This window comes from Psychrobacter sp. YGAH215 (genome assembly GCF_007280595.1).
Classification (GTDB): Bacteria; Pseudomonadota; Gammaproteobacteria; order Pseudomonadales; family Moraxellaceae; genus Psychrobacter; species Psychrobacter faecalis.
The window spans coordinates 1-26,820 of record NZ_VKLR01000026.1; the positions used below are offsets into that span (position 1 = coordinate 1).

25 protein-coding genes are annotated in these 26,820 nt (G+C 43.8%); 16 read left to right on the forward strand and 9 right to left on the reverse strand.

Annotated elements, in window-relative coordinates; translation table 11 throughout:
* Positions 1-284 (forward strand): integrase core domain-containing protein (locus tag FOR85_RS10630; protein ID WP_144297891.1); only part of this gene is annotated, 284 nt, incomplete at its 5' end.
* A gap of 36 nt (positions 285-320) precedes the next feature.
* Here the strand turns inward: FOR85_RS10630 and FOR85_RS10635 are convergent.
* Both FOR85_RS10635 and FOR85_RS10640 read right to left on the reverse strand, forming a co-directional pair.
* Positions 321-719, reverse strand: coding sequence for a hypothetical protein (locus FOR85_RS10635; RefSeq protein ID WP_144297892.1), 399 nt, complete (start codon positions 717-719; stop codon positions 321-323).
* Between the two features lie 167 nt (positions 720-886).
* Positions 887-1,891 (reverse strand): hypothetical protein, encoded by a 1,005-nt coding sequence (locus FOR85_RS10640; RefSeq protein ID WP_144297893.1) that lies wholly within the window; start codon positions 1,889-1,891, stop codon positions 887-889.
* A gap of 254 nt (positions 1,892-2,145) precedes the next feature.
* Between FOR85_RS10640 and FOR85_RS10645 the strand changes: the two genes are divergently transcribed.
* The 5 genes from FOR85_RS10645 to acnD all read left to right on the forward strand — a co-directional run bounded on the left by FOR85_RS10645 (position 2,146) and on the right by acnD (position 10,171).
* Positions 2,146-3,123: a LysR substrate-binding domain-containing protein gene (locus tag FOR85_RS10645; RefSeq protein WP_144297894.1), complete on the forward strand. Its 978-nt coding sequence runs from the start codon at positions 2,146-2,148 to the stop codon at positions 3,121-3,123.
* Positions 3,124-3,462: 339 nt separating this feature from the next.
* The gene (locus tag FOR85_RS10650; RefSeq protein ID WP_144297895.1) at positions 3,463-4,761 is read left to right on the forward strand and encodes an NRAMP family divalent metal transporter; all 1,299 of its coding nucleotides are present in this window, start codon (positions 3,463-3,465) and stop codon (positions 4,759-4,761) included.
* Positions 4,762-5,143: 382 nt separating this feature from the next.
* On the forward strand, positions 5,144-6,034 hold the full coding sequence (gene prpB / locus FOR85_RS10655; protein ID WP_144297896.1) for a methylisocitrate lyase: 891 nt from the start codon (positions 5,144-5,146) through the stop codon (positions 6,032-6,034).
* Positions 6,035-6,142: 108 nt separating this feature from the next.
* Positions 6,143-7,282 carry a 2-methylcitrate synthase gene (gene prpC / locus FOR85_RS10660; protein ID WP_144297897.1) on the forward strand — a complete coding sequence of 380 codons (1,140 nt, stop codon included), beginning with the start codon at positions 6,143-6,145 and terminating at the stop codon, positions 7,280-7,282.
* Between the two features lie 255 nt (positions 7,283-7,537).
* Positions 7,538-10,171 (forward strand): Fe/S-dependent 2-methylisocitrate dehydratase AcnD, encoded by a 2,634-nt coding sequence (acnD, locus tag FOR85_RS10665; RefSeq protein ID WP_190295547.1) that lies wholly within the window; start codon positions 7,538-7,540, stop codon positions 10,169-10,171.
* Positions 10,172-10,281: 110 nt separating this feature from the next.
* Here acnD and FOR85_RS10670 read toward each other — a convergent pair whose 3' ends face one another.
* Positions 10,282-10,572: a type II toxin-antitoxin system RelE/ParE family toxin gene (locus FOR85_RS10670; protein WP_068404727.1), complete on the reverse strand. Its 291-nt coding sequence runs from the start codon at positions 10,570-10,572 to the stop codon at positions 10,282-10,284.
* A 17-nt stretch (positions 10,573-10,589) separates the two neighbouring features.
* Entirely contained in the window at positions 10,590-10,811 is a 222-nt protein-coding gene (locus FOR85_RS10675) for a hypothetical protein (protein WP_068404729.1), read from the reverse strand.
* A 100-nt stretch (positions 10,812-10,911) separates the two neighbouring features.
* Between FOR85_RS10675 and prpF the strand changes: the two genes are divergently transcribed.
* The 6 genes from prpF to FOR85_RS10700 all read left to right on the forward strand — a co-directional run bounded on the left by prpF (position 10,912) and on the right by FOR85_RS10700 (position 17,205).
* Complete coding sequence (gene prpF / locus FOR85_RS10680) at positions 10,912-12,165, forward strand: 2-methylaconitate cis-trans isomerase PrpF (protein ID WP_144297899.1); 1,254 nt, start codon at positions 10,912-10,914, stop codon at positions 12,163-12,165.
* Positions 12,166-12,231: 66 nt separating this feature from the next.
* Complete coding sequence (locus tag FOR85_RS10685; RefSeq protein ID WP_144297900.1) at positions 12,232-12,996, forward strand: hypothetical protein; 765 nt, start codon at positions 12,232-12,234, stop codon at positions 12,994-12,996.
* Between the two features lie 37 nt (positions 12,997-13,033).
* A complete protein-coding gene (locus FOR85_RS10690) occupies positions 13,034-14,881 on the forward strand; it encodes an ABC transporter ATP-binding protein (RefSeq protein WP_068404733.1) in 1,848 nt (615 codons plus the stop codon).
* Positions 14,882-14,957: 76 nt separating this feature from the next.
* Positions 14,958-15,548: a GNAT family N-acetyltransferase gene (locus tag FOR85_RS10695; protein ID WP_144297901.1), complete on the forward strand. Its 591-nt coding sequence runs from the start codon at positions 14,958-14,960 to the stop codon at positions 15,546-15,548.
* Between the two features lie 88 nt (positions 15,549-15,636).
* Entirely contained in the window at positions 15,637-15,837 is a 201-nt protein-coding gene (locus FOR85_RS12930) for a hypothetical protein (protein WP_306767973.1), read from the forward strand.
* Between the two features lie 3 nt (positions 15,838-15,840).
* Positions 15,841-17,205 carry a bifunctional 2-methylcitrate dehydratase/aconitate hydratase gene (locus FOR85_RS10700; RefSeq protein WP_306767974.1) on the forward strand — a complete coding sequence of 455 codons (1,365 nt, stop codon included), beginning with the start codon at positions 15,841-15,843 and terminating at the stop codon, positions 17,203-17,205.
* A 74-nt stretch (positions 17,206-17,279) separates the two neighbouring features.
* Here the strand turns inward: FOR85_RS10700 and FOR85_RS10705 are convergent, their stop codons facing one another.
* Positions 17,280-17,831, reverse strand: coding sequence for an SDR family NAD(P)-dependent oxidoreductase (locus FOR85_RS10705; RefSeq protein ID WP_223808609.1), 552 nt, complete (start codon positions 17,829-17,831; stop codon positions 17,280-17,282).
* A gap of 244 nt (positions 17,832-18,075) precedes the next feature.
* Here FOR85_RS10705 and FOR85_RS10710 point away from each other — a divergent pair, with 244 nt between their 5' ends.
* Together FOR85_RS10710 and FOR85_RS10715 are read left to right on the forward strand one after the other, a co-directional pair.
* The gene (locus tag FOR85_RS10710; RefSeq protein ID WP_144297902.1) at positions 18,076-19,473 is read left to right on the forward strand and encodes a DUF2868 domain-containing protein; all 1,398 of its coding nucleotides are present in this window, start codon (positions 18,076-18,078) and stop codon (positions 19,471-19,473) included.
* Between the two features lie 55 nt (positions 19,474-19,528).
* Positions 19,529-21,214, forward strand: coding sequence for a DUF3482 domain-containing protein (locus FOR85_RS10715; RefSeq protein WP_144297903.1), 1,686 nt, complete (start codon positions 19,529-19,531; stop codon positions 21,212-21,214).
* 53 nt (positions 21,215-21,267) lie between these two features.
* On the opposite strand, the gene FOR85_RS10720 is transcribed toward FOR85_RS10715, so the two are convergent.
* From FOR85_RS10720 to FOR85_RS10730, 3 genes are all read right to left on the reverse strand, one after another.
* Complete coding sequence (locus FOR85_RS10720) at positions 21,268-22,311, reverse strand: ArsA family ATPase (protein ID WP_144297904.1); 1,044 nt, start codon at positions 22,309-22,311, stop codon at positions 21,268-21,270.
* A 68-nt stretch (positions 22,312-22,379) separates the two neighbouring features.
* A complete protein-coding gene (locus tag FOR85_RS10725) occupies positions 22,380-22,694 on the reverse strand; it encodes a cory-CC-star protein (RefSeq protein WP_068404746.1) in 315 nt (104 codons plus the stop codon).
* Positions 22,695-22,821: 127 nt separating this feature from the next.
* Positions 22,822-24,501 (reverse strand): carbon starvation protein A, encoded by a 1,680-nt coding sequence (locus tag FOR85_RS10730; protein WP_144297905.1) that lies wholly within the window; start codon positions 24,499-24,501, stop codon positions 22,822-22,824.
* Between the two features lie 346 nt (positions 24,502-24,847).
* Here FOR85_RS10730 and FOR85_RS10735 point away from each other — a divergent pair, with 346 nt between their 5' ends.
* Positions 24,848-25,516: a hypothetical protein gene (locus FOR85_RS10735; protein WP_068404750.1), complete on the forward strand. Its 669-nt coding sequence runs from the start codon at positions 24,848-24,850 to the stop codon at positions 25,514-25,516.
* Positions 25,517-25,618: 102 nt separating this feature from the next.
* A complete protein-coding gene (locus FOR85_RS10740) occupies positions 25,619-26,182 on the forward strand; it encodes a hypoxanthine-guanine phosphoribosyltransferase (RefSeq protein ID WP_068404752.1) in 564 nt (187 codons plus the stop codon).
* A 95-nt stretch (positions 26,183-26,277) separates the two neighbouring features.
* Here FOR85_RS10740 and FOR85_RS10745 read toward each other — a convergent pair whose 3' ends face one another.
* The gene (locus FOR85_RS10745; RefSeq protein WP_144297906.1) at positions 26,278-26,796 is read right to left on the reverse strand and encodes a MepB family protein; all 519 of its coding nucleotides are present in this window, start codon (positions 26,794-26,796) and stop codon (positions 26,278-26,280) included.
* Between the last annotated feature and the right edge of the window lie 24 nt (positions 26,797-26,820).

Below are 26,820 nucleotides of genomic sequence, written 5' to 3' on the forward strand. Positions count from 1 at the left end.
ATACTGATAAGATGGCTGATTCTGGCGTCATTGCATCTGTTGGTACAACGGGTGATTCATACGATAATGCGTTGGCTGAAACGGTTAACGGACTTTATAAAACGGAGGTGATTGAATATTTAAAACAGCAGTGGCAAGGTGTGAGTGATGTTGAATTAGCAACCCTTGAATGGGTCGATTGGTTTAACAAAACTCGCATTCATAGTACGATTGGTTATGTGTCGCCTTTTGAGTTTGAGAGACGATACTATGATAGTTTTATTGAGTCAGACAAAGCTGCCTGACTCAAGCAATCCACTCTCCGATATAGTCGGGGCGGTTCAAAATACGGCAAGCAAGAAGACAGCGCAAAAGATAGCCATGACACTGAGAAACTTGGCATAATTAAGCGACCTACTCTTTTTAGGTTTCTTTGTAGATTTAGCCGTGTCAGCGTAAAATGGAGAGGTTGATTGGTGAGCTGTGACTGTTTCGTTAGAATGAATGATATCTAAGGATTGATGGTTCTCGCTCTGCTTATGTAGCTTATGTACCATAGTCGCATCCGCTGCAGAATTTTCTAACGCTTTTTGCTTATCTTGCTGCTGCATGTAGCGCTCATAGGGCCGACGCATACGCTTTCGACCCTCGATATTCAAGATAACATCATCACTGTTAAGGCTACTGCTAGGCAGCTTATTAGCGATATCAGGATTTCCGTCATTACTTGAGGGGTTCATAAGTCAGTACCGTATCCATATATATGATGAGCGGTATATATCCGCGTCTTTATATGATGATACGTAACCTATGACACGATGCAATGATTTTTGGAATGAGCGTAAGAATTAACAGATAAACGGTATCAAAACACAAGCTCGTTGCTCAAAATCATTATTATCACAGCTTAATCGTTGGTCTCACGATACAAGGTACTTTGTGACTCTTCTCTAAAGTCCTCGTATGTAATGGCTGGCTCAGATGCCGATTCATTTTCTGAATCATCGATAGCGGCGGCTGGTTTACGATTAACGTCTTTGTTGTCGGTATTTACCACCTGAGGCTGAGTATTTACAGGCTGTTGCTTGCTGGCATCATTCGAAGTATTTGTTGCATTTGCGGTATTATTATCGCTGTTATTACTACTGTTTGTCGTGCCAGCGTTATCAGACGCTGCCACCTTAGATTTAGGTTCAGGTTCAGGCGCTGTGGTTGACGTTGATAAGACCCCCGTAAAGATAAGGGCTAGTACCACCGCAGCAATGAATAATGAGCCCACTATCATGCCAATAATGAGCGGTTTTTTGCTACTTGCCAGCTTTTTATTTTTTGAGAGGGTAAATGCGGTTGGACTTTGTACTACCAAACCGTCGTTATCTATGTTCTCATTAGTACTTTTAGAATCATGATCTTGAATGTTTTCATCGTTTTTAGAAATGTGCTTGGCATCATCTAAAGAGTCTGTACTGGAAAAGGAGGCTTTTTCTTTTACCATAGCATCATGAGGTAGGTCAGCTTCATTGCTTACTGTACCACTTACCTCTAGACGCTCATCTTCATCAAAGAAATTCAAATGAACGCCGGTACTTTTACTGCTCGTTCGCTGTAGGCTGCTCTCTGGTTGAAAATCCTCTTGCTGGCTGGCGAACAATTCTAGCTCTGCTGCGCTCAAAGGCTCGTATGAGGACAGTTTATCAGCGTTTTTTAGCGGTGCGAGCCTGCCGTTGCCGTTGCCGCTAATACTACTGGCTTGTTCGCCATCTTCATTGTCATTGCTGTCCACATTTTCGACACGCGTGATAAAGCGCTCATAGATATCGTTTTTACGCGAGCGTCTACGCGGCTTAGCATTAGCGATTTTAGCCAAATTTGCCTCTAGATCAGTGCTTTTCTTGCTTTTTTTGTCGCTCATGAAGAGATACCAGAACAGTGAATGCCACAAAAATTAGATGATTGCTAAAATTAAGGTATAAATGATTTTTTACGTTTTATCTATATGACTAATTTACATCAATTGTTTGCTAAATTGTAACACTATCGTTGCCACACAATATAGTGTGTCACTCCCTATCCTTCAAGTATAATTTTAGCTGGGTCGCTGCTATTTACATAAAATAGCTAAGATAGCTGATTAAATGAGCGTCATAAACAGGTGAGTATCATCATATGGATCTAAAACAGCTCAATGCCTTTATCGCTATCGCTGATCTTAAAAGCTTTAGCGCCGCTACTAGCAAGACGGGGTTGTCACAGCCGACGCTTAGCCGGTTGCTCAAGCAACTTGAAACCGATATGGGCGTAGAATTAATCGACCGCTATCATAGACCGCTCCACCTGACCGAAGCGGGCGCGTTTTTTTACGATAAAATCAGCACCATTCTGACAGAGATTGATACCGTCACCAGTATGACCCAGCGCTTATCGGCGCCAAGTGCGGCTTTAAATATTGGCTTTGTACCATCGGTGCTGTACGGGCTATTACCTGAGGTTATCGCCAAGCTAAAGCAGTCTCATCCTGATATTGAGGTCAATCTCAAGGACATCAGTTCCTATCAGCAAATTCACGCCTTAAAAAGCGGTGATATTGATATTGGCTTTGGGCGTTTTGCGCATCAAGATCCGTGGATTCAGCAAATACTATTGCGGCATGAGCGTTATCTGGTAGCACTGCCTAAAGCACATCCGCTCGCCGATAGCGATGAGCAGCGTCTGATTGACTTGGCAAATAACCGCTTGATTTTATACCATCAAACCCATCTGCCTATTTCGACGACCGCGATACCTATTAAGTCTTCTAACGATCAGCCTTCTTTTGAGCCAGTCACTGAGCCTTTGCTGCATTTATTTGCCCAATATGGTATTTCACCATTTATGACCACCACCGTCAGTGATTTACAAGTGGCGCTCGGTTTGGTTGCCGCGGGCGAAGGCATTACTTTAGTCCCTGCCAGCCTAAAAACGGTGCGTACTGAGCAAATCGTCTATCGTCGCCTATTGCATGAAAATGCTACCTCTCCTATCTACCTGCATACCCTTAAAGACTTTATCCATCCAAAAATCCCCGACTTACTTAGCGCGATTTATCAAGTCTATGAGCGCCGCGGTATCACTTATCGCAAGCAAAGTTTTGCCTCGCAAGGGTAAAGAGTATTAAAGTACATCGAAGCGCTTTAAATCGTGCGAAATGGCAGCTATCGGCAGCATATTGTGGTATAAAGAACCGGCAAAAAAATTGGCGCTAACCCTTGATATTCATAAACTATCATGCTAACCATCAAGAATAGGTATGCAAACTATTAGTAATAATAATTAAAATAATCCTTATCTTGCTCAGCAGCAGTATGCTAAAGTCGATACAATATGAATCGTTTTATATTTATAGTTTAACTGCTATATATATCGTATAAACCATTTCTCTCATGATCACTGGCAAACTGACACAGGTAAGTGATGTTTTGCCGTTTTAACCATTTCGAGGTATTCATGACCACACAACCACTCAACACTCCAAGCGCCACCGACGATGGCGCAACTGGGTACGCTGTTCCCCAGCAAGAAGGATTTAGCTGGCGGATTTTTGGCCCCGGTATATTAATGGCGACTGCTGCTATCGGTGGCTCGCATCTGATTTCATCGACGCAGGCGGGCGCGCTATATGGCTGGCAGCTGGCGATTATGATTATTTTAGCCAACGTCTTTAAGTATCCGTTTTTTCGCTTCGGCACCGATTATGTTTATGATACGGGCGAGAGTTTGATCGCAGGCTATGCCAAACGCTCAAAGGCCTATCTTTGGATTTACTTTATTCTCTCCATCCTATCAGCGGTGATTAGTACGGGTGCGGTGTCCCTAATAGCAGCGGTTATCTTAGGCTTTATGCTGCCCGCCTCTGTTCAGCTCTCAACCATGAGCTTGTCGATGATTATCGTAGCAGTATCATGGTTCTTCTTGATTGCTGGTCACTATAAGCTGCTCGATGGCGTGACCAAGTGGATTATGATGGCCCTGACCACAGCAACGGTCGCCGCGGTGGTCATTGCCGCTGGCAAGCCAACTGTTATGGTGACAGATTTTGTCGCCGCATCTCCTTGGAATCTTGCGACCTTGGGTTTCATTGTCGCACTGATGGGCTGGATGCCAGCGCCACTTGAGTTTGCAGCGATTACCTCGATGTGGACGTCAGCCAAAAGAAAAACCGACAACACCACTCACCGCCAAGGTTTGTTAGACTTTAACGTTGGTTACGCAGTGTCGGCTATTTTAGCCCTGTTTTTCTTAGCGTTAGGTGTGTTCGTACAATATGGCTCGGGTCAAGAGATTGAACTGGTCGGCGGCGCTTATATCAATCAGCTGATTAATATGTATACCGCCACCATTGGCGAATGGTCACGCCTACTGGTCGCCTTCGTCGCCTTTATGTGCATGTTTGGCACCACGATTACCTGCGCTGATGGTTACGGCCGCGCCAATGCCGAATGCTGGCGTTTGATTAAAGGTCAAAGTGAGATTAATAAAAAACAAATCGCTTTTTGGACCACTTATGCGATTGGTGGCGGATTGGTGATTATCACTTTCTTTACCGGACAATTAGGGGTGATGCTTAAGTTTGCGATGATATCGGCGTTTGTCTCGGCGCCTATTTTTGGTTGGCTTAATTATTCATTGGTTAAAAACCATAAAAAACTATCAATGGGTATGAACGCTTTATCCATTGCAGGTCTGATATTCTTGGCAGGTTTTGCGCTCTTGTTCCTTGCTAACCTTGCAGGATTTATTGGTTAAGCAATATTTACCATTAAGATTCTATGATAGAAGTAAAAAAAGCCCCTTTAGCCCTGCTATGAGGGCTTTTTATTGTTAAGTAATTATTTTTTTAAGAGTTGACTGACAAAAAACCCAGCTATTTGTAACTAAATGTAAATTAATTAATATGGTAAAGATGACGACTTTAGTAATATGAATAACTATTATGATAAAGGTTTAAAAAATGGATATTACTATTCTACAATTGAATATATTTAATATAAGTAATCACTGTTTAAAGTAAATTTAATATAAGCTTGAGAAACACCTCTTTGCAGACATGGATAATTGGGTATAATCAAGCACAACAATTTTATCCTTCATCACACGATAAGATTACCCTCCACGTAAGGACGACGATATGACCTCTTCAGCTGGCGCTCGCTTTCGCAGTGCAATAAAACAAAAAAACGATAACAACCAACCATTACAAATTGTCGGCGCGATCAACGCTTATACGGCGATGATGGCAACCCAAGTCGGTCATCAAGCGCTATATCTCTCAGGTGCGGGCGTAGCCAATGCCTCATTTGGTCTGCCTGATCTAGGGATGACCAGCCTTGATAATGTCTTAGAAGACGCACGCCGTATTACTGATGCAGTTGAGACGCCGCTATTGGTCGATATCGATACTGGCTTCGGCGGCGCCTTCAATATCGCTCAAACCATTAAAAAAATGGAAAAAGCTGGCGTTGCAGCGGTGCATATCGAAGACCAAGTGGCGCAAAAACGCTGTGGCCATCGTCCAAACAAAGAAATCGTTAGTATCTCTGAGATGGTTGATCGTTTAAAAGCGGCACTTGATGCCAAAACAGACAAAGACTTTGTGGTCATGGCTCGTACAGACGCCCTATCTGTTGAAGGGCTTGATGCAGCGGTTGAGCGCGCCGTTGCTTTCCAAGAGGCTGGTGCTGACATGATTTTTGCCGAAGCATTGACTGATATTGAGATGTACCGTAAGTTTACCGACGTACTTGATATTCCAGTGCTTGCCAATATGACTGAGTTTGGTCAAACCGACCTTTATACCACTGAGCAGTTATATGACGTTGGGGTTGATATGGTACTGTATCCCTTATCAGCGTTTCGTGCGATGAATAAAGCGGCACTAAACGTTTATCAGCATCTGCTTGATGATGGTACGCAAGAGAAAGTCGTCGATACCATGCAAACGCGTATGGAGCTTTATGACTTCTTAAACTATCATGAGTTTGAGCAAACGCTAGATAAGCTGTTTGCCAATAGTAAATAAGCATTAAGTCAACCATAAGCAAAATCATCTACCTTTGGTTTTGCTTATTCACTTTTAGTCATCTTTATTTTTTAACTCAAAAAGAGCTACCAACAAAAGGAATTTAACATGGCAGCACAGAACCAATCAACAAAAGTATTGTCAGGCGCCGGTCTACGTGGTCAGGTCGCTGGCAAGACAGCACTATCGACGGTCGGTAAATCAGGCTCAGGTCTGACTTATCGTGGTTATGATGTGTCAGAATTGGCCGATAAATGCGTCTTTGAAGAAGTGGCTTATTTGCTACTTTATGGCAACTTGCCAACCCAAAGCGAGCTTGATGCTTATCAAGCCAAACTCAAAAAAATGCGTGGTTTACCGCAAGCATTAAAAGATGTCCTTGAGCGTATCCCAACACAAGCGCATCCGATGGATGTATTACGTACTGGTTGCTCGATGCTTGGTAACCTTGAGATGGAAACTGACTTCTCACAAGAGAACGATAAAACCGACCGCATGCTGGCGGTATTCCCATCAATCATCAATTACTGGTATCGCTTTACCCACGACAATGTGCGTATCGAAACCGAAACCGATGATGATACGATTGGCGGTCACTTCTTACATCTGCTTAAAGGTGAAAAACCAAACGAGCTGCATACCAAAGTTATGAACGTATCGCTCATTCTTTATGCTGAGCATGAGTTTAATGCTTCTACCTTTACCGCACGCGTGTGTGCGTCTACCCTATCTGATATCCACTCTTGTATCACTGGCGCGATTGGCTCATTACGTGGTCACTTGCATGGCGGCGCCAATGAAGCGGCGATGGATATGATTGAAGGCTTTACATCAGCCGACGAAGCTGAAGAAGAGATGATGGCAATGCTGGCCCGTAAAGACAAAATCATGGGCTTTGGTCATGCCATCTATAGCGAATCAGACCCACGTAACGTCGTTATTAAAGGCTGGGCGGAAAAGCTCGCTGCTGACGTTGGTGATGAGGTGCTATACCCAGTATCAGTACGCTGTGAAGAAGTGATGTGGCGCGAGAAAAAACTCTTCTGTAACGCCGATTTCTTCCATGCGTCTGCTTATCACTTTATGGGAATTCCAACCAAACTGTTCACGCCAATCTTTGTTTGCTCGCGCCTAACCGGCTGGGCGGCCCACGTTTTTGAACAGCGTGCCAATAACCGTATCATTCGCCCAAGTGCGGAATATACTGGTGAAGAGCTGCGCCCAGTACCAGAGATGAGTGCGCGTTAACTTGTCTTGAAATAATAATGTTTCTTAAAACAATATGTTTGTAGGGTGTGCTTCACCTTTAGTTTTAGTAAAACAACTGAAGACACGCCCTACAACTCCCTACCTTCAATGTTTAAAAAATTAATGCTTAAAAGTTTTTTTAGCAAAGTCTGATTTTATTTTGACGCTTTTACTAAAAAAATTTACCCCTTTTTAGCCTCATTGCAACCAGCCAACAGCCAAAGGTGACTTATGGACAACGCCCTCGTACAACCGATGAATGAACAATTTAAAAAGCCATTACCTGGCACAGACTTGTATTACTTTGACGCCCGTGAAGCGATTGAAAATATCGAAGCTGGCGCCTATGACAAACTACCGTTCTGCTCAAAAGTATTGTGTGAAAACTTGGTACGCCGCTGCCCACCAGAAGACTTAACCGCAGCCCTTAAGCAGCATATTGAAGGCAAGCAAGACCTCGATTTTCCGTGGTATCCTGCTCGCGTCGTCTGCCACGATATTTTAGGTCAGACTGCGTTTGTTGACTTGGCAGGTCTACGTGATGCTATCGCTGAGCAAGGCGGTGACCCATCAAAAGTAAACCCTATCGTACCGACTCAGCTTATTGTCGACCATTCACTAGCGGTTGAACATGCAGGCTTTGAAGAAAACGCTTTTGAGAAAAACCGCGCCATCGAAGAGCGCCGTAACGATGACCGTTTTCACTTTATCAACTGGTGCCAGTACGCCTTTGATAACGTCAACGTCGTACCGCCTGGTAACGGCATTATGCATCAAATCAACCTAGAGAAAATGTCGCCGGTCGTGCAAGTGGTACAAAATAAAGCCGGTGAACAAGTCGCGTTTGCCGACACTTTGGTTGGTACGGATAGCCATACGCCGATGGTTGATGCTTTAGGTGTGATTTCAATCGGTGTTGGCGGGCTTGAAGCTGAGAGCGTCATGCTAGGTAATCCTTCATACATGCGCCTGCCTGATTACGTTGGTGTCAAATTAACGGGTAAATTGCAAAAAGGCATTACTGGTACCGATTTGGTATTGGCGATGACCGAGTTCTTGCGTGATGCCGGCGTAGTCTCTACTTATATCGAATTCTTCGGTGAAGGGGCACGCCAATTAAGCGTTGGTGACCGTGCGTCTATCTCAAACATGACCCCAGAATATGGCGCCACTGCCGCGATGTTCTATATCGATGAGCAAACTATCGACTATTTGCGTCTAACGGGCCGTAGTGAAGAACAAATCAAACTGGTTGAGCAGTATGCTAAGCAAACCGGTCTGTGGGCTGACGGTATGGAAAATGCCATTTATCCACGCGTTCTTGAGTTTGATTTATCAAAAGTCGTTCGTAATATGGCAGGCCCTTCACGTCCGCATGCGCGCGTATCAACCACAGACTTGGTTGCTAAAGGCATTGCTCATGGCGAAGGTGATAAATTACCTGAACCAAAAGATGGCTTAATGCCAGATGGCGCGGTGATTATCGCCGCGATTACCAGCTGTACCAATACGTCTAACCCACGCAATATGGTTGCTGCTGGTCTTGTCGCCCGTAATGCCAATAAAAAAGGCTTATTGCGTAAGCCTTGGGTGAAATCGTCATTAGCACCTGGCTCAAAAACGGTCAAGATGTACTTAGAAGAAGCTGGCCTGATGCCTGAGCTACAAGAAATTGGTTTTGACGTGGTTGGCTTTGCTTGTACTACTTGTAACGGTATGAGTGGCGCGCTTGATCCTGATATCCAGCAAGAAATCATCGACCGTGACTTATTTACCACCGCTGTACTATCGGGCAACCGTAATTTTGATGGTCGTATCCACCCGTATGCTAAGCAAGCATTTTTAGCGTCACCGCCATTAGTGATTGCCTACGCTATCGCCGGTAACATTCGCTTTGATATCGAAAAAGATTCGTTAGGTAAAGATCAAGCTGGCAATGACGTGTATTTAAAAGACATCTGGTTTGATGACGATGAAGTTGATGCTATCGTCGCCAAAGCGGTGAAGCCTGAGCAATTTAACGCCGTGTATATCCCGATGTTCGATGAAGCCAAAAAAGATACCGGCAAAGCGCTAAGCCCACTGTATGACTGGCGCGAGATGACCACTTATATCCGTCGTCCGCCGTATTGGGAAGGCAAAATGGCGGCGATGAATAAGCTAAAAGGTATGCGTCCACTGGCGGTGCTTGGCGATAATATCACCACTGACCATTTGTCACCGTCTAACGCGATTTTGGGCGATTCGGCTGCTGGCGAGTACCTTGATACCATGGGCCTGCCTGCGGAAGACTATAACTCTTATGCGACTCATCGCGGCGATCACTTAACGGCGCAGCGTGCAACATTTGCCAACCCTAAATTGCTCAATGAGATGGTACGCGACGAGAACGGTGACGTGATTCAAGGGTCACTTGCTAGAGTAGAGCCAGAAGGTCAGGTCATGCGCATGTGGGAAGCGATTGAAACCTATATGAACCGCGAGCAACCGCTGATCATCATCGCCGGCGACGGCTATGGTCAAGGCTCAAGCCGTGACTGGGCTGCCAAAGGTGTACGTCTGGCTGGCGTTGAAGTCGTAGTTGCAGAAGATTTTGAACGTATCCATCGTCAAAACTTGGTCGGTATGGGCGCGCTCCCCTTGCAGTTTAAAGAAGGGGTCAATCGCAATACCTTAAATATCGATGGTACTGAAATATTCGATATCGAAGGCGAAGTATCTGCTCGTGGTGAGATGACGTTAGTGATTCATCGTAAAGACGGCACCGTCGATAAAGCACCTGTTATCTGCCGTTTAGATACCGCTGATGAAGTCAAAATGTATAACGCTGGCGGTATGCTACAACGCTTTGCCAAAGAGTTTATCGATGGCACGCTAGATATTGCGTAATCCGCATGGATTTTGAGTAATCAAAGAGCCGATGTTGTATAAATTATACGGCATCGGCTTTTTAATCTTTAGATATGAAAAATAATGAGCCTAGTGCTTTATAACGAGCATTAAAGTATTAATTTAACGTCCCGATAAAAGTTCTCATGTGGGCCAAACATTAACAAGGTAAGGACAAGTTGACCATCATCGATTTGATAAGCCAATAATGTTAACTGCTTTAGCATTTTAAACTTATAAATTCGTACTGATGATAAGTCACCTACCTTTTGCACACCTATATCAGGATGGTCAATGATGGCACGTACAGCATCATCTAAATCAGCTTTCTGATTATTGTGCAATTTTTTAACGGCTTTTTTAAAACTATGCGATTGAATAATACTTAAAGACTGAGTCATTGTTTATCCAAAGTAAACTATCCAAATTCGTAGGGTTCAACCATACCAGCATCAACTTCTGCTTGCGCAATCAAAAGCTGACGAACAAATTCGTAAGACAGATCAGGGTTGTCTTCCATAATTTGTCCAATGGTAGCCCAATGCTCTATTTGCTTTGGCGGGGTACGATGTTGTGCTTTAGATATCGCATAGGCTTTATCAACCAGCGCCTTGTTAAGACGTATGCTTGCAGTGGACATAACTTTCTCCATATTCAAAATATTAATCCTTGTGGTATTTTACCACAAAAATAGTGTATTAACGACTCTCATCCTCATAAACAGATATAAGGAATAAGAAATGACCCAATCAACTTTAGAAAACACACCAAAATTTGCCCCACAAATCTCCGTCCCTGCCACTTATATGCGCGGCGGCACCTCAAAAGGTACTTTCTTTAAACTATCTGATTTACCAGAGCGCTGCCAAGTTGCTGGCAAGGCGCGCGATAATTTCCTTTTGCGGGTCATTGGTAGTCCTGATCCTTATGGTAAGCAAATTGACGGCTTGGGCAATGGTAGCTCTAGCACTTCAAAGACGGTGATTTTGTCTAAAGCATCACGCGCAGATCACGATGTGAATTACTTGTTTGGGCAAGTCAATATCGCCAAACCTATGATAGATTGGGCGGGTAATTGCGGTAATTTAACCGCAGCAGTTGGTGCTTGTGCGCTTAATATGGGCTTAGTTGATGCTGATAAAGTTACTAATAGTATTGATGACAGTAGTGAGAGTGGCATTTGCGAAGTACGTATTTGGCAAGAAAATATCAGTAAAACCATTATCGCTCATGTGCCTGTTTACTTAGATGCGCAAGGCAAGGTACAAGTCCAAGAAACCGGCGATTTTGAATTAGACGGTGTGACCTTTCCTGCTGCCGAAGTAAAGATTGAATTTATCGACCCGGTAGATTCATCAAGCGATATGTTCCCCACGGGCAACCTAATCGATGATTTTGATGTGTCTGGCTGTGGTCTAAGTACCGATAGCGTCAAGGCCACCTTTATCAGTGCCGGTATCCCAACCATCTTTATGAAAAGCGCTGATTTAGGCTTTACTGGTACGGAACTGCAAGGCGACATCAATAGTAATAGCGAAACCTTAGCTAAGTTAGAGGCAATCCGTGCCAAAGGTGGCGTTGCGATGGGGTTATTTAAAGACGTCAGTGAAGCACAAAGTAGTCAACATATTCCAAAGATTGCTTGGGTTGCCACTGCACAAAGTTATAGCGCCTCAAGTGGCAAAGCCGTTGATGCAGCAGACATTGACTTAGTCGTACGCGCGATGAGTATGGGACAATTACATCATGCGATGATGGGTACGGCAGCGGTGGCGATTGCCGCAGCAGCAACGACGCAAGGTACATTGGTCAATGAAGCAGCTGGTGGTAGCGAATTAGGTGAAGTGCGCTTTGGGCATCCATCAGGAACGCTACTCGTCGGCGGTAAAACCGAACGCGTGAACGGACGCTGGCAAGCCAAAAAAGTCTCCATGAGCCGCTCTGCTCGCCGAATTATGGTTGGTGAAGTTTTTGTACCAGCGGATGCTTTTTAGTCTTGATGATATTTTTCTCTAATAAAGCTAAAATAGTTAGATTAATAAAATAAAGGCTAAACTCATATGTTATTTCATGAAGTCATTGAACGAATGAACTTGTTTACACTTTCGGCGGTAAGAACATCAGATTTAGCAATTTCAGCAAAAAAAATGATGAACTGGGATAAAGAAGCATGGTCTACCTCTCCTCGTTTGGCTACTGCAGCTAATAGACCAGACCTAGATGAAAAACTATTACCGTTAGTACATGATTTATCAAATGAGTTAAGTGTAACTATTTCTTTAATCTTTAGAAAACCTGAACCCTCTGATATCTCAGAGCATGGTGGTGTAAAATTTGGTCATGAGAGAGAATTCACACCTATTGAACATATAGTAGGTACTCAAATAATTCTATACAATTTTTGCCTTCTTGAAGCATATGAATTCGACTTGTATAAACAATTATTAGATAAAAATAAGGAAAACTTTTTAGATGAAAAGGTTTCTTTAAAAGACATTCTTAATAGGGGTTCGGATAAGTTAATTGCGGGAATTCTTGAACGTGAGCAAAATAAACATGAGAGAATGGGAGTAAGAAACAGAGTTAATAACTGGAATAAACTTGGTGTAGAACCTATACCCGAAGAATGGATAAAAGCATATGAAGATATTTCAAATAGAAGGAATACACTTACTCATGAAGCTCATCCAGATGATGTAACTTTAATTGAAGCAATTATTTGTTTCCATCGCATGAGGTTAATAGCAAGGAAAATTGCAATACATTTCGAAGACGATACCGTAGCCCTTTGTCAAAGTCCTTTAGACGATTATCCTGAAATCTAGAAAAAATTAATATCAAATTAAATAGCGCCTTAACCCTATGAGTACTCCGCCACGCCGTGTTCCTTTAGACATCAAGCCGCCCACCAAAAAAAAGGAACGGGGGGCTTTGCTGTGGTCGATTTTAAAAAGGCTCGGAGAGTTTGCAAGACCCTATCGCGGGCTTTTCATATTAACCTTAATATTGACGGTGCTTGGGTCATTTACCGCACAGGTTAATGCCTTTGTCTTGCAATATACCATCGATACTTTGACCAATATTGTTGGTTTACCTGACCCATGGGTAGAAGGTATAAAATTACTGACGCTGATTAGTGTGATTTTATTGGTGAAAGAAGTCCTTAACGTCATCATTACCTTTGGTCAGCGCTATTTTGGTGAGCGTATCCGTATTAACCTATCGCGTGATTTGTCACAAAAGGTGGTTGACCGTATTTTGTCTTACAAAATGGCGTTTTATACCAGCGACGAGAACGCCAGCGGTAAGCTGCAAACCCGCATTGATTTGGGGGTCAGCAGTCTCACGCAATTGGTACAAAACTTCTTTATTGACATGCTGCCGCTGTTTGCCAGTGCTATCGTGTCATTAATCATTATGTTTAACGCCAATTTTTGGGTCGGTATGGTCGGTTTGATTATTGTGCCGATTTACTTTTTTGTCAGTCAGCGCCAAGCCAACCGTCTGCAAGGGTTTCGCAAACAAATGCGCCAATATCGCGAGACCAAAAGCGGTTTGGTGATTTCGATTATTGACTCTATCACGGTGATTAAATCCTTTGTGCGCGAGCCGATTGAGTCCGGTAAGCACTGGGACATCCAAAAAGATATGACCGCCAATCAGCTACGTATTCGCAGTATTGCGTTTATGTATAACGCTGGCAAAACCTTTATCGAGCAAATCGGCGTGGTGGCGATTATTGTTTTGACCTCATATTTTGTGCTCAACGGACAGATGACCATTGGCGCCATTATGTTCCATATCCTGCTGTTTCAAAACGTCGCTGCTCCCATTCGCGAATTGCACCGCATTTACGACCAAATTAATAATGCCCTCACCTATGCCGAAGGCTTCTTTGATATCTTGGACGATGACCAAGCAATTGAAAACGAAGGTAAAGTCAAATGCACCGATTTAAAAGGTCATATCGAGCTAAAAGATGTCAATTTCTCCTACCCCAATGGCAAGCAGGCGCTGCATGATGTGAGTTTTAATATTCATCCCAATCGTATCACCGCTTTGGTCGGATTAAGTGGCGCAGGTAAAAGCACCATTATTAATTTATTGGTCAAATTCTATGACCCAAGCAGCGGTACTATTTGCCTCGATGGGCGTAATTTAGAGGACTACAGCACCCATGACTTGCGTGAGCAAATCGGCTTAGTGCTACAAAAGAACCATATTTTCTCAGGGACGATCGCCGACAACATTCGTTATGGGGCGATGGATGCCACTGACGAGGAGATTATCGACGCGGCTAAACAAGCCTCTATTCATGAGCAAGTCGTTGGTATGCCTGAAGGTTATGACAGTGAAGCCAAGCTGCTCTCTGGCGGTCAGCAGCAGCGTATCGCGCTGGCACGGATGTTTTTAAAAAACCCACCGATCGTATTTTTGGATGAACCAACGGCCAGCCTTGACGCTATTGCCACCCAGCAAATTAAGCACAGTCTAGATTTAATTAAAAAAGACCGTACGGTGATTATTGTCTCGCACAATATCTCGCAAATTATCGATGCTGATGATTTGGTGGTGATTGAAAACGGCCGTGTGATGGAGACTGGCACGCATGAGGAGCTTTATGCCAATCACGGTAAATACTATGAGATATTCAATGCCATGTCCGATAGTTTGAATTTAGATAAAATCAGTCAAACCTTAAATAGTTAATGCGGGGCGAAATCGTTATAATGCTCAGTCTTTAAGACATTAAAAAACCCTTTAAATCGTTAAAAGCTAGCCGACTATGACCTGTGAATTTTCTATAAAAACCTTTGATGAGCTGACTACCGTTGATGTTTACCATATTTTAAAAGCGCGTTCACAAGTATTTGTGGTCGAGCAAAATTGCCCGTATCAAGATATGGACGAGGTCGATTTTGATTGTCTGCATCTGGTCGCCCATCAAAATGAAGCCTTGATTGGCTATTGCCGCATTATCCCGCCGCAATTTAATCATAAAAGACCCTCGGTTAACCCATCAGGTCCGATACCAGCGATCGGCAGGGTTTTGGTGCTAGCAGAGCATCGCGGCTATGGCGTTGCCCGTCAAATGATGCTTGAAGCCATCAAATACTGCCGCAAAAAGTATGGTAAAAAAACCATCATCATCTCCGCGCAGACTTATTTGCTAAACTTTTACGAATCACTTGGATTTATCGTTGAAGGTGAACGCTACCTTGAAGACGGTATCGAGCATGTCACCATGGTTTTACCTGTCATTAAAAAAGTAAAGGTGAAAAAAGAAAGCTCGGGAATGGTGAGTAGTATTCTCAGTTTTTTACTCTTGATACTGGCACTTTTATTCATTGTCGGTTTGGTTTATCTCATGGTGTAACTCATGAAACGATAAAACAGTCTTACACGACTTCACTGTTGTTCGATATTGAGTATGTTATTTTTGTTACATCACTGATTGATAAATCATGTCGCTTATCAATCGCTCCAATATTGGACTCAAAGAAGAGGTAACGATTATGTCTACGACTCAAAACGCTACGGTAGAGGGCAATGTCCGTCCGGAGTATGACGATGAGATTCAAAAAATCGCCGACTATGTGCTCAATTACTCTATCGATAACGACTCGCCCAATAGTGCCGATGCTTGGAATACTGCTCGCCACTGACTGATGGACACGCTAGGCTGCGGACTGCTGGCACTGCGTTTTCCTGAATGTACCAAACATCTCGGACCCGATTGCGCCGATCAAATCACTCCTAATGGCGCGCGCGTGCCTGGTACGCCTCATAGACTAAACCCCATTAAAGCCGCTTTTGATATTGGCTGTATGGTGCGCTGGCTTGATTATAATGATACGTGGCTTGCGGCTGAATGGGGCCATCCCTCAGATAACTTAGGCGGAATTTTGGCAGTGGCGGACTATATCAGTCAGCAAAATGTCAGCCAAAATAAAGCACCGCTCACCATGCGCGACGTTTTAGAAGCGATGATTATGGCGCATGAGATTCAAGGTGTGCTTGCCTTAGACAATTCATTTAATCGCGTGGGTCTAGACCATGTGTTCCTCGTCAAACTCGCCTCAACAGCAGTGGTTGCTAAACTCTATAAATTACCACGCGAGCGTATCATGGCGGCGATCTCGCAAGCGATTGTCGATGGTCAAGCGCTGCGTACCTATCGTCATGCGCCAAACGCTGGTAGCCGTAAGTCATGGGCGGCAGGCGACGCCACCAGTCGTGCGGTACGCTTAGTCGATATCACCCGCCGCGGTGAGATGGGCATCCCGGGAGCATTAACCGCGCCGCAATGGGGCTTTTATGATGTGTTGTTTAGCCATACCAATAAGGACCTAGCACTCAAACCTGCAGGCGAGCGCCGTTTTACCTTTCAGCGCGAGTTTGGTAGCTATGTGATGGAAAATATCTTATTTAAGATAAGCTTTCCTGCCGAATTTCATGCCCAGACCGCCTGTGAAGCAGCGGTTATTTTGCATCCTATGGTTGATGATAGAATCGATGATATTGAAAAAATTGTCCTGACCACGCATGATTCAGCGATTCGAATTATCTCCAAAGAAGGCGCACTTGCTAATCCTGCCGATCGTGATCATTGTCTGCAATATATGGTTGCCGTGCCTTTATTGACGGGCGACTTGATGGCAGAGAACTATGAATATGATTACCACGAGCAGCACCATATCTTGATTGATGGACTGCGCCGTAAGATGGTCGTCGTCGAAGATCCCAATTATTCAAAAGATTATCACGACCCAAGCAAACGCTCGATTGCTAATGCCATTCAGATATTCTTTAAAGATGGGAGCAGTACCGATAAAGTCGCTGTCGAATATCCTATTGGTCATAAGCGCCGCCGCGCTGAAGGCATCCCAGTACTCAAAGCAAAGTTCCGAGCAAGCTTGGCAACGCGCTTTATTGACAGTCGCTGTGCGGATATTTTTGCGCTATGTGATGATCAAAAGCGCTTAGAGCAAACCCCAGTCAATGAGTTTATGGATTTATTTGTGGCTAATTAATGTTAAAGCGTATAAATAGTTCAGCGCGTTTTTGTTTTTATAAATTGGGTTTTTACCAATTTTTTACCAGGCTTTTACCAAGCTATCGACTCACCTGCCCAATCGACAAAACAACCAGATTGGGCGGCAGTCATCCTATCAAGTACTTCTAGTAAACACTGAGCGCTATAAGCTGGCGAGAACAATTTTTCGTCAGCCACATTGCTCTGAAAAGGTGATGACAACTGGGTATCGACGGTGCCTGGTTGCATGACGACCACGCAAACATCCTTTAGCGACCGACTCCATTCAATGCTCAAATTTTTCATACCCATATTCAGTGCCGCTTTACTCATACGGTAGCTGTACCAACCGCCAAGCTCATTGTCACCGATACTACCAACCCGAGCCGATATGGTCGCAAAAATCGCCGGTGCGTTTGTACTGCGCTCAGCTTTAGCCAGTAGTGGCTTGATATGCTTGGCAATGAGCAAGCTGGCTAAGGCGTTAATCTGCATACTCTGCAAAAAGAAGTCCGTCTCCAGTTGTCGTAGCGCTTTTTCTGGTTGATTATGCGGCGTATGTAATAGCCCCACACAATTAATCGCCCAATCAATATGAGTGGTTTGCTGCTTAATATCAGCAATACCGTAGCGTTTTTAGGGTATTTTGACTATATATGCATTCTTGCATTCATTTTGGCGTATTTACTTTACATTTACTATGCTAAAACACTAAGAATAATAGAAGTTATCGCTATTCTATATAGGCTACAATAATCACTGACGGGTAAATACTCGACATCTATCAATTGAGATGTCTAACTGCCGTTAACCTTTAATCTTAACCTTTTAAATTTAACCAACGCCTTTATACGGATGTCATCGCCCTATGCTATCGCCCCAAGACCAATTGACTGAGCTCGTACGAACGCTTGAGACGCAGCAGCATGTCTTTGCCACTGACCCGCTACTTATCACAGAAAAGCTGCAAGGCGAGGATGGGAAGCCCATTCAAAAGTTGCATCGCCGCGCCTCGCGTATCGATAGTAACGGTGCGCTGGCACGTGTGCTTGGTAAAATTGATGGGCGCATCAAAGGTATTATGCTGGTTATGAGTGTGGTGTGGTGCATTTCGGGGTTTTTGGGGCTGTTTACCCTGCTGCAGACCAATGTGGTGAATTTCTTTTATGTGCTGGTTTGTCTGCTTGGCTTTCATACCATTATGCTCTTAGGCTGGCTAGTCATGACTTTGATTAATCAGGGTAAGCAGTCGTCAAATTGGTTTGCCAGTTTTGTGAGTCCAAGTTATCTGATACGCGGTAAGGACGATGTCACCAAAGCGGCGGTTGATTTGTACGAGCGTCAATTACAACATAGCGGTATGCGCTGGTATTTAGGACGCTTTAGCCATCAATTATGGCTCGCTACCTTGACTGGTATGCTGCTTGCGATCATATTTTTGTTGATTGTGCGCCAGTATAGCTTTAGTTGGGAGTCGACATTACTGTCTGATCAGGCGTTGATCAGTTTGACTCAAGTACTCGGCTGGTTACCAAGCAAGGTTGGATTTACCGTGCCTGACAGTGCTGCTATCGTACAGAGCCGTTTGGTGACTGATGCCATGCCCTTATCGATGGCGCGGCAATGGGCAGGTTTATTGGTCGGTAGCTTGCTGATGTACGGTATTGTACCAAGGGCGATTGCTTGGACATTTTGCGCCTTGATGTTCCGCCGTAAAAAAATGCGTTTGGATATCAAGCAGCCGTATTATCAAAAGATTCTAAACTTTTGGCAGCGTCATGTGGTCGATGAAGATGATTTTAAGGCAGCGCCCGCTCCTGTCGCGCCAAAAGCGACAGTCAGTACTGGTAAAAAACTGGTTGCTCTACTTGAATACCCATCACAGCAGGATCATTGGTGGCAATCAGGACTGAATGCCGACATAAGTAGCCATAGTAATAGTAACATTAGCAATGTCGAGAACTTCGGTATTGTTGACGACCGTGATGATATGGAGCGCTTAACGACTTATTTGGACAGCCATCCGGTTCAAGTGCTACTAGGTATACATAGCAAGGCTTTACCTGACCGAGGTACACTGCGTAAACTTGATCGTATTGCCGAACATGCCGCGGATGGCCTTATTGTACAACTGCTCAGTGATACCAGCGCTACTAACACCCACGAGCAAGAGCAAAGCCCAGAAAACCAAAGATCAGAAAATCAGGACGTTCGTTATCAGCAGTGGCAGACCGCCCTTGCCGCTCGAAAAATCGGCTTAGTTTAGCTTGGTGATATTCTCTCATACCGATACTCAATAATATTAATAATAAGATTCTATTATGAATAATGACAATAATAATCAAAGCAACCATCAAGATAGTGCCAAAGCTGTCGGCCTATTCGCTGATAAAGCCTATGAGCCCGTACGCGACTCAGAAGCTGATTTGAAAAATGAAAATGTGAATGCTGATACAGAGCTATCGTTGGATAAACCAGCGTCAGATGAGCAAGCGCTATCGGTTAATACTGCCTTTAATAACAATGCCTCTAAAAAAACCATTGCCAGTGGCGAAGCGCTCAAATTAGCAGTCGTTGGTCATACCAATACTGGTAAAACGTCACTATTGCGCACGTTACTACGCGATGTTTATTTTGGGGAAGTGAAAAACGAAGCAGCAACCACTCGGCATGTAGAGCAAGCAAAATTGACCGACAGCCAAACGGGCGAAGTATTGGTGGTTCTTTATGACACACCGGGTTTAGAAGATGCTTCAGGGTTAATGGATTGGCTAGAGGACAACACTGCCAGTCGCCGCGACGGTATTGAGCGCTTGCAGCAGTTTTTAGCAGCCGACATCGCCCAAGGCGGCGATGCGCTAACTAGCAATGGTAGCAATGAGGACTATAGCCAAGAAGCCAAAGTGATTCGGCAGCTGCTGGCAAGTGATATGGCCATCTATGTTGTCGATGCGCGTGAGCCGGTACTCGGTAAGTATAAAGATGAGCTGGCTATTTTATCGTGGGCTGCAATACCTGTTATGCCGGTATTTAACTTTACTGACAGTCAAGATGCCAATATCGACGCATGGCAGACGATGCTGGCAAGACGTAATTTGCACATCTCAACGCGCTTTGATTCCGTGGCTTTCGAATTTAAAGATGAGATGCGCTTATGGCAAAATCTTGCCATCATGCTCACCCATTCTGAGATGCTTGAGCAACTCATGGTACGCCGTACGGAAAACTGGTCGCAGCTCTATGAGGAGGCCAATATCATCATTGCCGATTTTTTATTAAATGTTGCCTCCTTTGTGCGTGAAATTAGTGAAGATGATGATCCAATGCCCGTACTTGCGCAAATGCAAGAAGCGGTCAGGCAGAGTGAACGGGCAATGCAGAACAGCCTGCTTAACTTATATAAATTTTATGATAACGCCGTGGCCGCAACGCCACTTGAGTTACAAGCCTATCAGCAAGACCCGTTTGACCCTGAACTGCTCAAAAGCTATGGTATTCGCACGACATCTGGTGCAGCAGCGGGCGCATTATTAGGATTGGGCATTGATGCGGCGGCACTCGGCACCACGTTAGGTTTGGGCGCTGCCATTGGCGGTATCGCAGGCGGGCTATTATCCAATACCAGTAGCATCGCTGATAAAATCACTGGCGTAAAGCGCTTATATATCGACCCTGCCACCCTAACCTTACTCGCCACGCGAGCGATAGATTTGCTCACCGCACTGCGTCATCGTGGTCATGCAGCAACCGATGCCACCCAACTGATATATAGCGGCGCAAAAAACGATGCTGATATCTCAAATAACGACAACCTAAGTAACGATAATGAAGAAAGTGTCGTGACGCCGTGGCCGCCACATAAATTACCCAGTGAGCTTAAAAAAGCTCGCGGCAAACCGCAATGGTCATCACTTAGTAGCGGTAAATCTGAACAGGCTCAGCTATTACGTGCCGATATGGCGTGGTCGTTGGCAAGTAAATTACAGTTATATAAGCCTGAGCGTTAAGTGTTAACCGTCGCTTTCTTTTATTTTTCAAACATATGGCTTTCAAGCGACCTTTACGATGGTGGGCGTAACAGCATACTTAATGCATCTGTACCGCGTACGTCTGTTTGCTGCAAGTAGATTGGATACAGTGGATACTTGGAGAAACTGTTTTCAATATCCTGCAGCAAGCGCTGTTGCCTCTTGGCACGAAGAAGCCAAAATTCATCTGACTGCGTGGGTACTATCAGCTGATTGATAACTATCGCGGCTGGTGTGAGTTTACTTTCTTCCAATTGTTCGATAGCGCGTTTGGTTTCTGCCAGTGGTAGCACATCGGCAGTCATCACCAATACAATCGCTGTTTGGCTACGGTCATGAAGCAATATCCCTGCTTGACGAAACAGTGCTTTGCGTTTTTCTAGTACTGCTACCGCTTGCTCCCAGCGGTCGGGTTTTTTTTGGGCAAACGGATTTGGCACATCTTTTTTATTGATGTCTTTTTGACTGCTCTTTTGATTGTGGCTGTCTAAATGGTTTGCGACTGAGCGTAATTTTGCCTGTCGCCGCTGCTGTGCTAGCAGCCCATCTGTCCATGCGCCCATCATCTCTGGCAATACGAGTAAGCGCAACGTATGGCCAGTTGGCGCGGTATCAAATATGATATGTTCATACTTCTTATCAGAGTTGGCATCTGCGGCGCAGACGAGATGCTGACACATGGACTCGAGCATCGCTGCTTCTTGTGCACCGGGTGCTGATTTTGATAGCCTCAGATGCTCACGAATTTTGGGCATCATATCGGGATTGGCATAAGCACTGATGGTATGCTCAACTTGGGCAAAATGCGCATCGACGATGACGTCAGGATTTAGCTCGATTGCATCAAGATAAGGCGTTACCGCTGTTTTCTCGTTACTTAACCGCATATTAAGCACATCACCCAAGCTATGGGCCGGATCGGTTGAGATAATCAGTGTCTTTTTTTGCTGGCTAGCATAATAGCTGGCAAGTGCCGCAGCCGTCGTGGTTTTACCGACACCGCCCTTGCCGCCAATAAAGATAATAGGCTGGGTCGATAGTTGATCTACTAATCCGTGTAGAGGGTGTAATGCCATATTTTTATCTCAATTTTAATTCATTCATTTTTTATCATTTTTTCTTATAAATCTAACTAGCAGTTGACTTAACAACAACCAACGTGGTCAAAGGGGCATTTATCCAACCCCATGCGCGTATGCCATTCATGGAAATTTTCCAAAAATAACGGCTGCAACTCCAAGGTATAAAAGCTAGCAGGATTATCAATGCCTAAGCTCTCTGCAAACATCAGCAGCATAAAGAAGTCTTCTTCATCACGTGCCGCGCGTGCCATCGTCTGGCGATAAGGCGCATGATAAAACTCATTGAGTCCAGCCGCAAAACGTTGCCACCATGGTGTTTCGTTTTTTACTTGGTTTGACGGGCTTTCTATTTGTTTTGGTATCGGGTTATCTTCCATGATTTATTCACCTCTGCTTATTTCTTATTACCTATCATCTCTATCATGCCTACCTCATACAAAAAACGCCAGCAATTGCTGCTAGCATTTTTTTGATAAAAGTAAAAATGATAAGGTTTAATCTCAATTACGAATCCGTTTTACCTTTATGCAATGTCCATTCTTTACGCAGCACAGATAGACTCTCGAACGTTACTAGAATCGTTGCGATCAAAATAATAATGTCCATAATAATCAGCAGCCAATTGCCCTCGGTAAAAAAGGTTTTTAGCTGAATCAATAAGGCGAAAATGGTCATAACTAGCAAAAATGACAAAGGTGCTAAGGTGTACCAAACCGCTCTGCCTTTACGTAATAAAATAACCGTGACAATCATAAGGGTTAATGCTGCCATGAGCTGATTGGTGGTACCAAATAGTGGCCAAATAATCATACCACCAGCACCATCGATACCGCCAGCGCCAAAGGCCAATAGCAAACAGCTACCGACGGCAAGCAGGGTTGCAACGAAGCCTTTGTTCAATGCAGGCAAGTTATAAAACTCACCAAACTCTTGGAAAATATAACGTTGCAAACGAACACCCGTATCCATCGTGGTGCCAGCGAATAATGCTGCCATAACAGTGAGCATTGTTTGAGAAAGCACCATATCGATACCAACACCTGCATTTAAGATGGTCGCACCACCATCAATAAAAGCACCGATAGAGCCGTCGCCAAATTTTTGATAAACCGCTTGCCAATCACCGAGTGTCGCAAAACCTGCGGTGGCCGCAAGAATGGCGCCCAGTGCGAGCATACCTTCACCCATAGCGCCAAAATAACCAACAAAACGTACATCGCCTTCTTTATCAATCTGCTTAGAGGTCGTTCCGGTCGCCACCAAACCATGGAATCCTGAGATAGCGCCGCAAGCAATGGTCACAAACAACAATGGCATTAATGACGGCGTGCCGATGGGTAAATCATGATTAATCGCTGGCGCGACAATGTTTGGTGTCGCAATAAATACGGCTGCATACAATAAAATCAAACCAACAAATAATTGTAACCCATTAATATAATCGCGCGGTTGCAGCAGCATCCATACTGGTAATAATGAGGCAATCGCCGCATAGGCGAATAAGATAATAATCCATACGGCGTTATCCGGTAGCCCCATAAAAGTCTCTGGTAACACGACTGGGAACATAGGGCCAAGATAAATAAGTCCATATAGAGCGACAACGCCAATAATGGATACCCAAACCAGATTCATCTTATAGCGATAGATACATTGACCGATGATGAAGGCCACGACCAATGCGCCCCAGACAGGTAACACAGAAGATGGGGTCTTAATCATCATATTGGCAATAGCGACGCCAAATACTGCGTTTACCATTAATAATAATAAGAAAATAACTACCATCATTAAGCTACGTACACGTGTGCCCATGACGGTACCAGCAATCGAGCCAATAGACTGACCCTTATTGCGCATACTGGCCCAAATGGCTGACATATCATGGACGCCTGCCATAAAAATGGTCCCTAAAACCACCCAAATAATGGCCGGCACCCAGCCCCAAATAACCGCAATTGCAGGACCGATAATCGGCGCCGCCCCTGCAACCGAGGTAAAATGATGCCCCCACAATACATATTTATTGGTGGGGATATAATCTACCCCATCTTTCATCGTATGGGCTGGCGTGGGACGACTGTCACCCAAGGCCAAAATCTTAGTGGCGATAAATTTTGAGTAAAATAGGTAGCCGCAAAGCATGGCAGCTACACCGAATAAAAGTACAATAGCACTATTCATCTCATCTCTCCCTAGACAGGTAGTAGGTAGTCTTATAAGTTCAAGCTTTTTAAATCAAAATATGAAAAATATGCTAGATTAGTGAGCAGTGAAAGACTCGGCTCACTGTTCTTCAAGAAACAGTTGCTAAGAAAACAGCTATCAATGAGATAACAGCATATCTTCTTGTGATTACTGGCTAATAAAGCATAGTATTTTAAGGTCAAAACGCTTAACCAATTAGCCATGAAGTATGGTGAGTCTTTACTTCTTGTGTGACTTAGCATTCTATGCCTTAAATAGTAACTCATTTGGCAGTAATTGTAACGTTGGTGAAACATTAAAAACGATAAATACAGGAGTTAGAATGGCCCATTATTTTGGATTTATACCGTCAGATGAATTAAAAGCGCTGATTATTGAGGCAGAGCAAATCGTTGAATCAAACGTAGAAACAGATTACTACCCCTATCGTGATGCCTTAACCCACCAAACGGCGCGTGACCTCACCGATAAATTATTGGTTGGACTGGTAGATATTATTCCAAATCCTGAGCGCCAAGCCGCCATGCGTAAAGTGGTCGGCACGGTCGAAAAAGCAACTGACACGCTGCTTAACATTCTATTGGGTAAAGAGAATAACGAAGAAGTGTTGCCGAGTTTTCATTTTTTACGTGATAAAGCGACCTTCATCGATAACGAAGGTGAAAAGCGTATCGGTTTTAAATTGTCAGATGCTGACGCCAAAATCATTGATGCTGGTTTTGCAGCGGTTACTCCTGAACACGTAGATATGAAAACGTTTAAAACGGCACTTGAAACGATGAATGAAGAAACGTTAACGCATTTCATTAGTCGCTATGCGGAAACGTTGAAGCTTGGCATGATTAAGCGCAAATCTGTGCCAGTTGCCAAAGCAGCTATCGATAAAGGAATGACCATGGCACTAAATAAATTACTGCCTGATCTACCTGATGCATCATTGAATCGTTTGGCCAATTATTATCGCCCATTTATCGTAAAAAAACCTGAATAGCGGTTGTATTAGCAACTATTATGTTTTTATTAAAACGGTAGTGTTGGGCAAATTTGCTAAAATTTGCTAAAATAGGCGGCACTTTTATCAAAGGCGCAACTCATGACCCAAATTAACAACCAAGAAATTGAAAAAACCCTGCGCAACTCAGAGTGCCTGATCAGCAGTATCGAAGTAGCCGCTGCTTATGAGCGCTTGGCCGCCCAGCTCAATCTACATTATGCCGGTTTAAACCCAATCGTGATGGTCGTTATGAACGGCGGACTTATCCCAGCCGGTCAGCTATTGACTCATCTAACCTTTTACCATCGCATGCATTATATCCATGCATCACGCTATCGTGATAATGCGGGTACCAATGAGCTTGATTGGAAATTTAAGCCTGACGTAAGTATCGAAGGCGAACACGTTTTATTAATCGATGATATTTTTGACGAAGGTATTACTTTAAAAGCCATTGTTGAAGAATTAGGTAAAGAAAAACCCTTATCGATTGAATGTTGCGTATTACTCAATAAAGAGCATGATCGCAAAGTTGCAGACTTTGACGTTGATTTTGTTGGTATTAATGTCGCAGACCGTTATGTTTATGGCTGTGGTATGGATTTCCATGGTTACTTGCGTCATTTGCCTGGTATCTATGCTATTAAAGAAGACAAAATCTAGTCATTCTTTGGTTGAATGTTTTGAATGTATCGCATAATAAAAAGCACCCAGTGGGTGCTTTTTTATTGCTTATATTTTGCTCTCACTGTTAATCTTTACTTATACAAGGCTCGTATTTTTTCTGTAGGTAGCATGCCTGTATCATTAACCTTAAAGAAATAATCTAACTGCCAATTTTGAGTCTTTATAGCAGTGTTACTGGTTGGCTTATCCCAGCTAGGATATACCCTTATGCCCATTTTACCTTTCGTAGAATGAGACTGGAGGATATCGTTTCTAAGTAAGACATCTTTTGGAAAAACAAACTGTCCAAATGTAGTGTTATCTTTAAATGTAGTGATTACCAATAAGTCTGGTGACTTGTTATATTGAAAAGGTTGATTCATATCTTTAGCATCTTTTTCCCAAAAAGTAACAAACTGCCCTACTTTGGTGGGTGTTTGCTTAGCTACTCTAAACCTAACCGTTTTAACACCCAGTTTGTTGATTAACTCAAACGTACCAGCAGCATATTCTATATTTTGTTGCTCCTCCTCAGTTGAAGCAACAATTAATTGATTAGGCTTATAAATGACTTCGTTAATATGGTCCAGCACAGTATAAAAGGTATACAACTTTAGCCCTCTTTTATCTATATA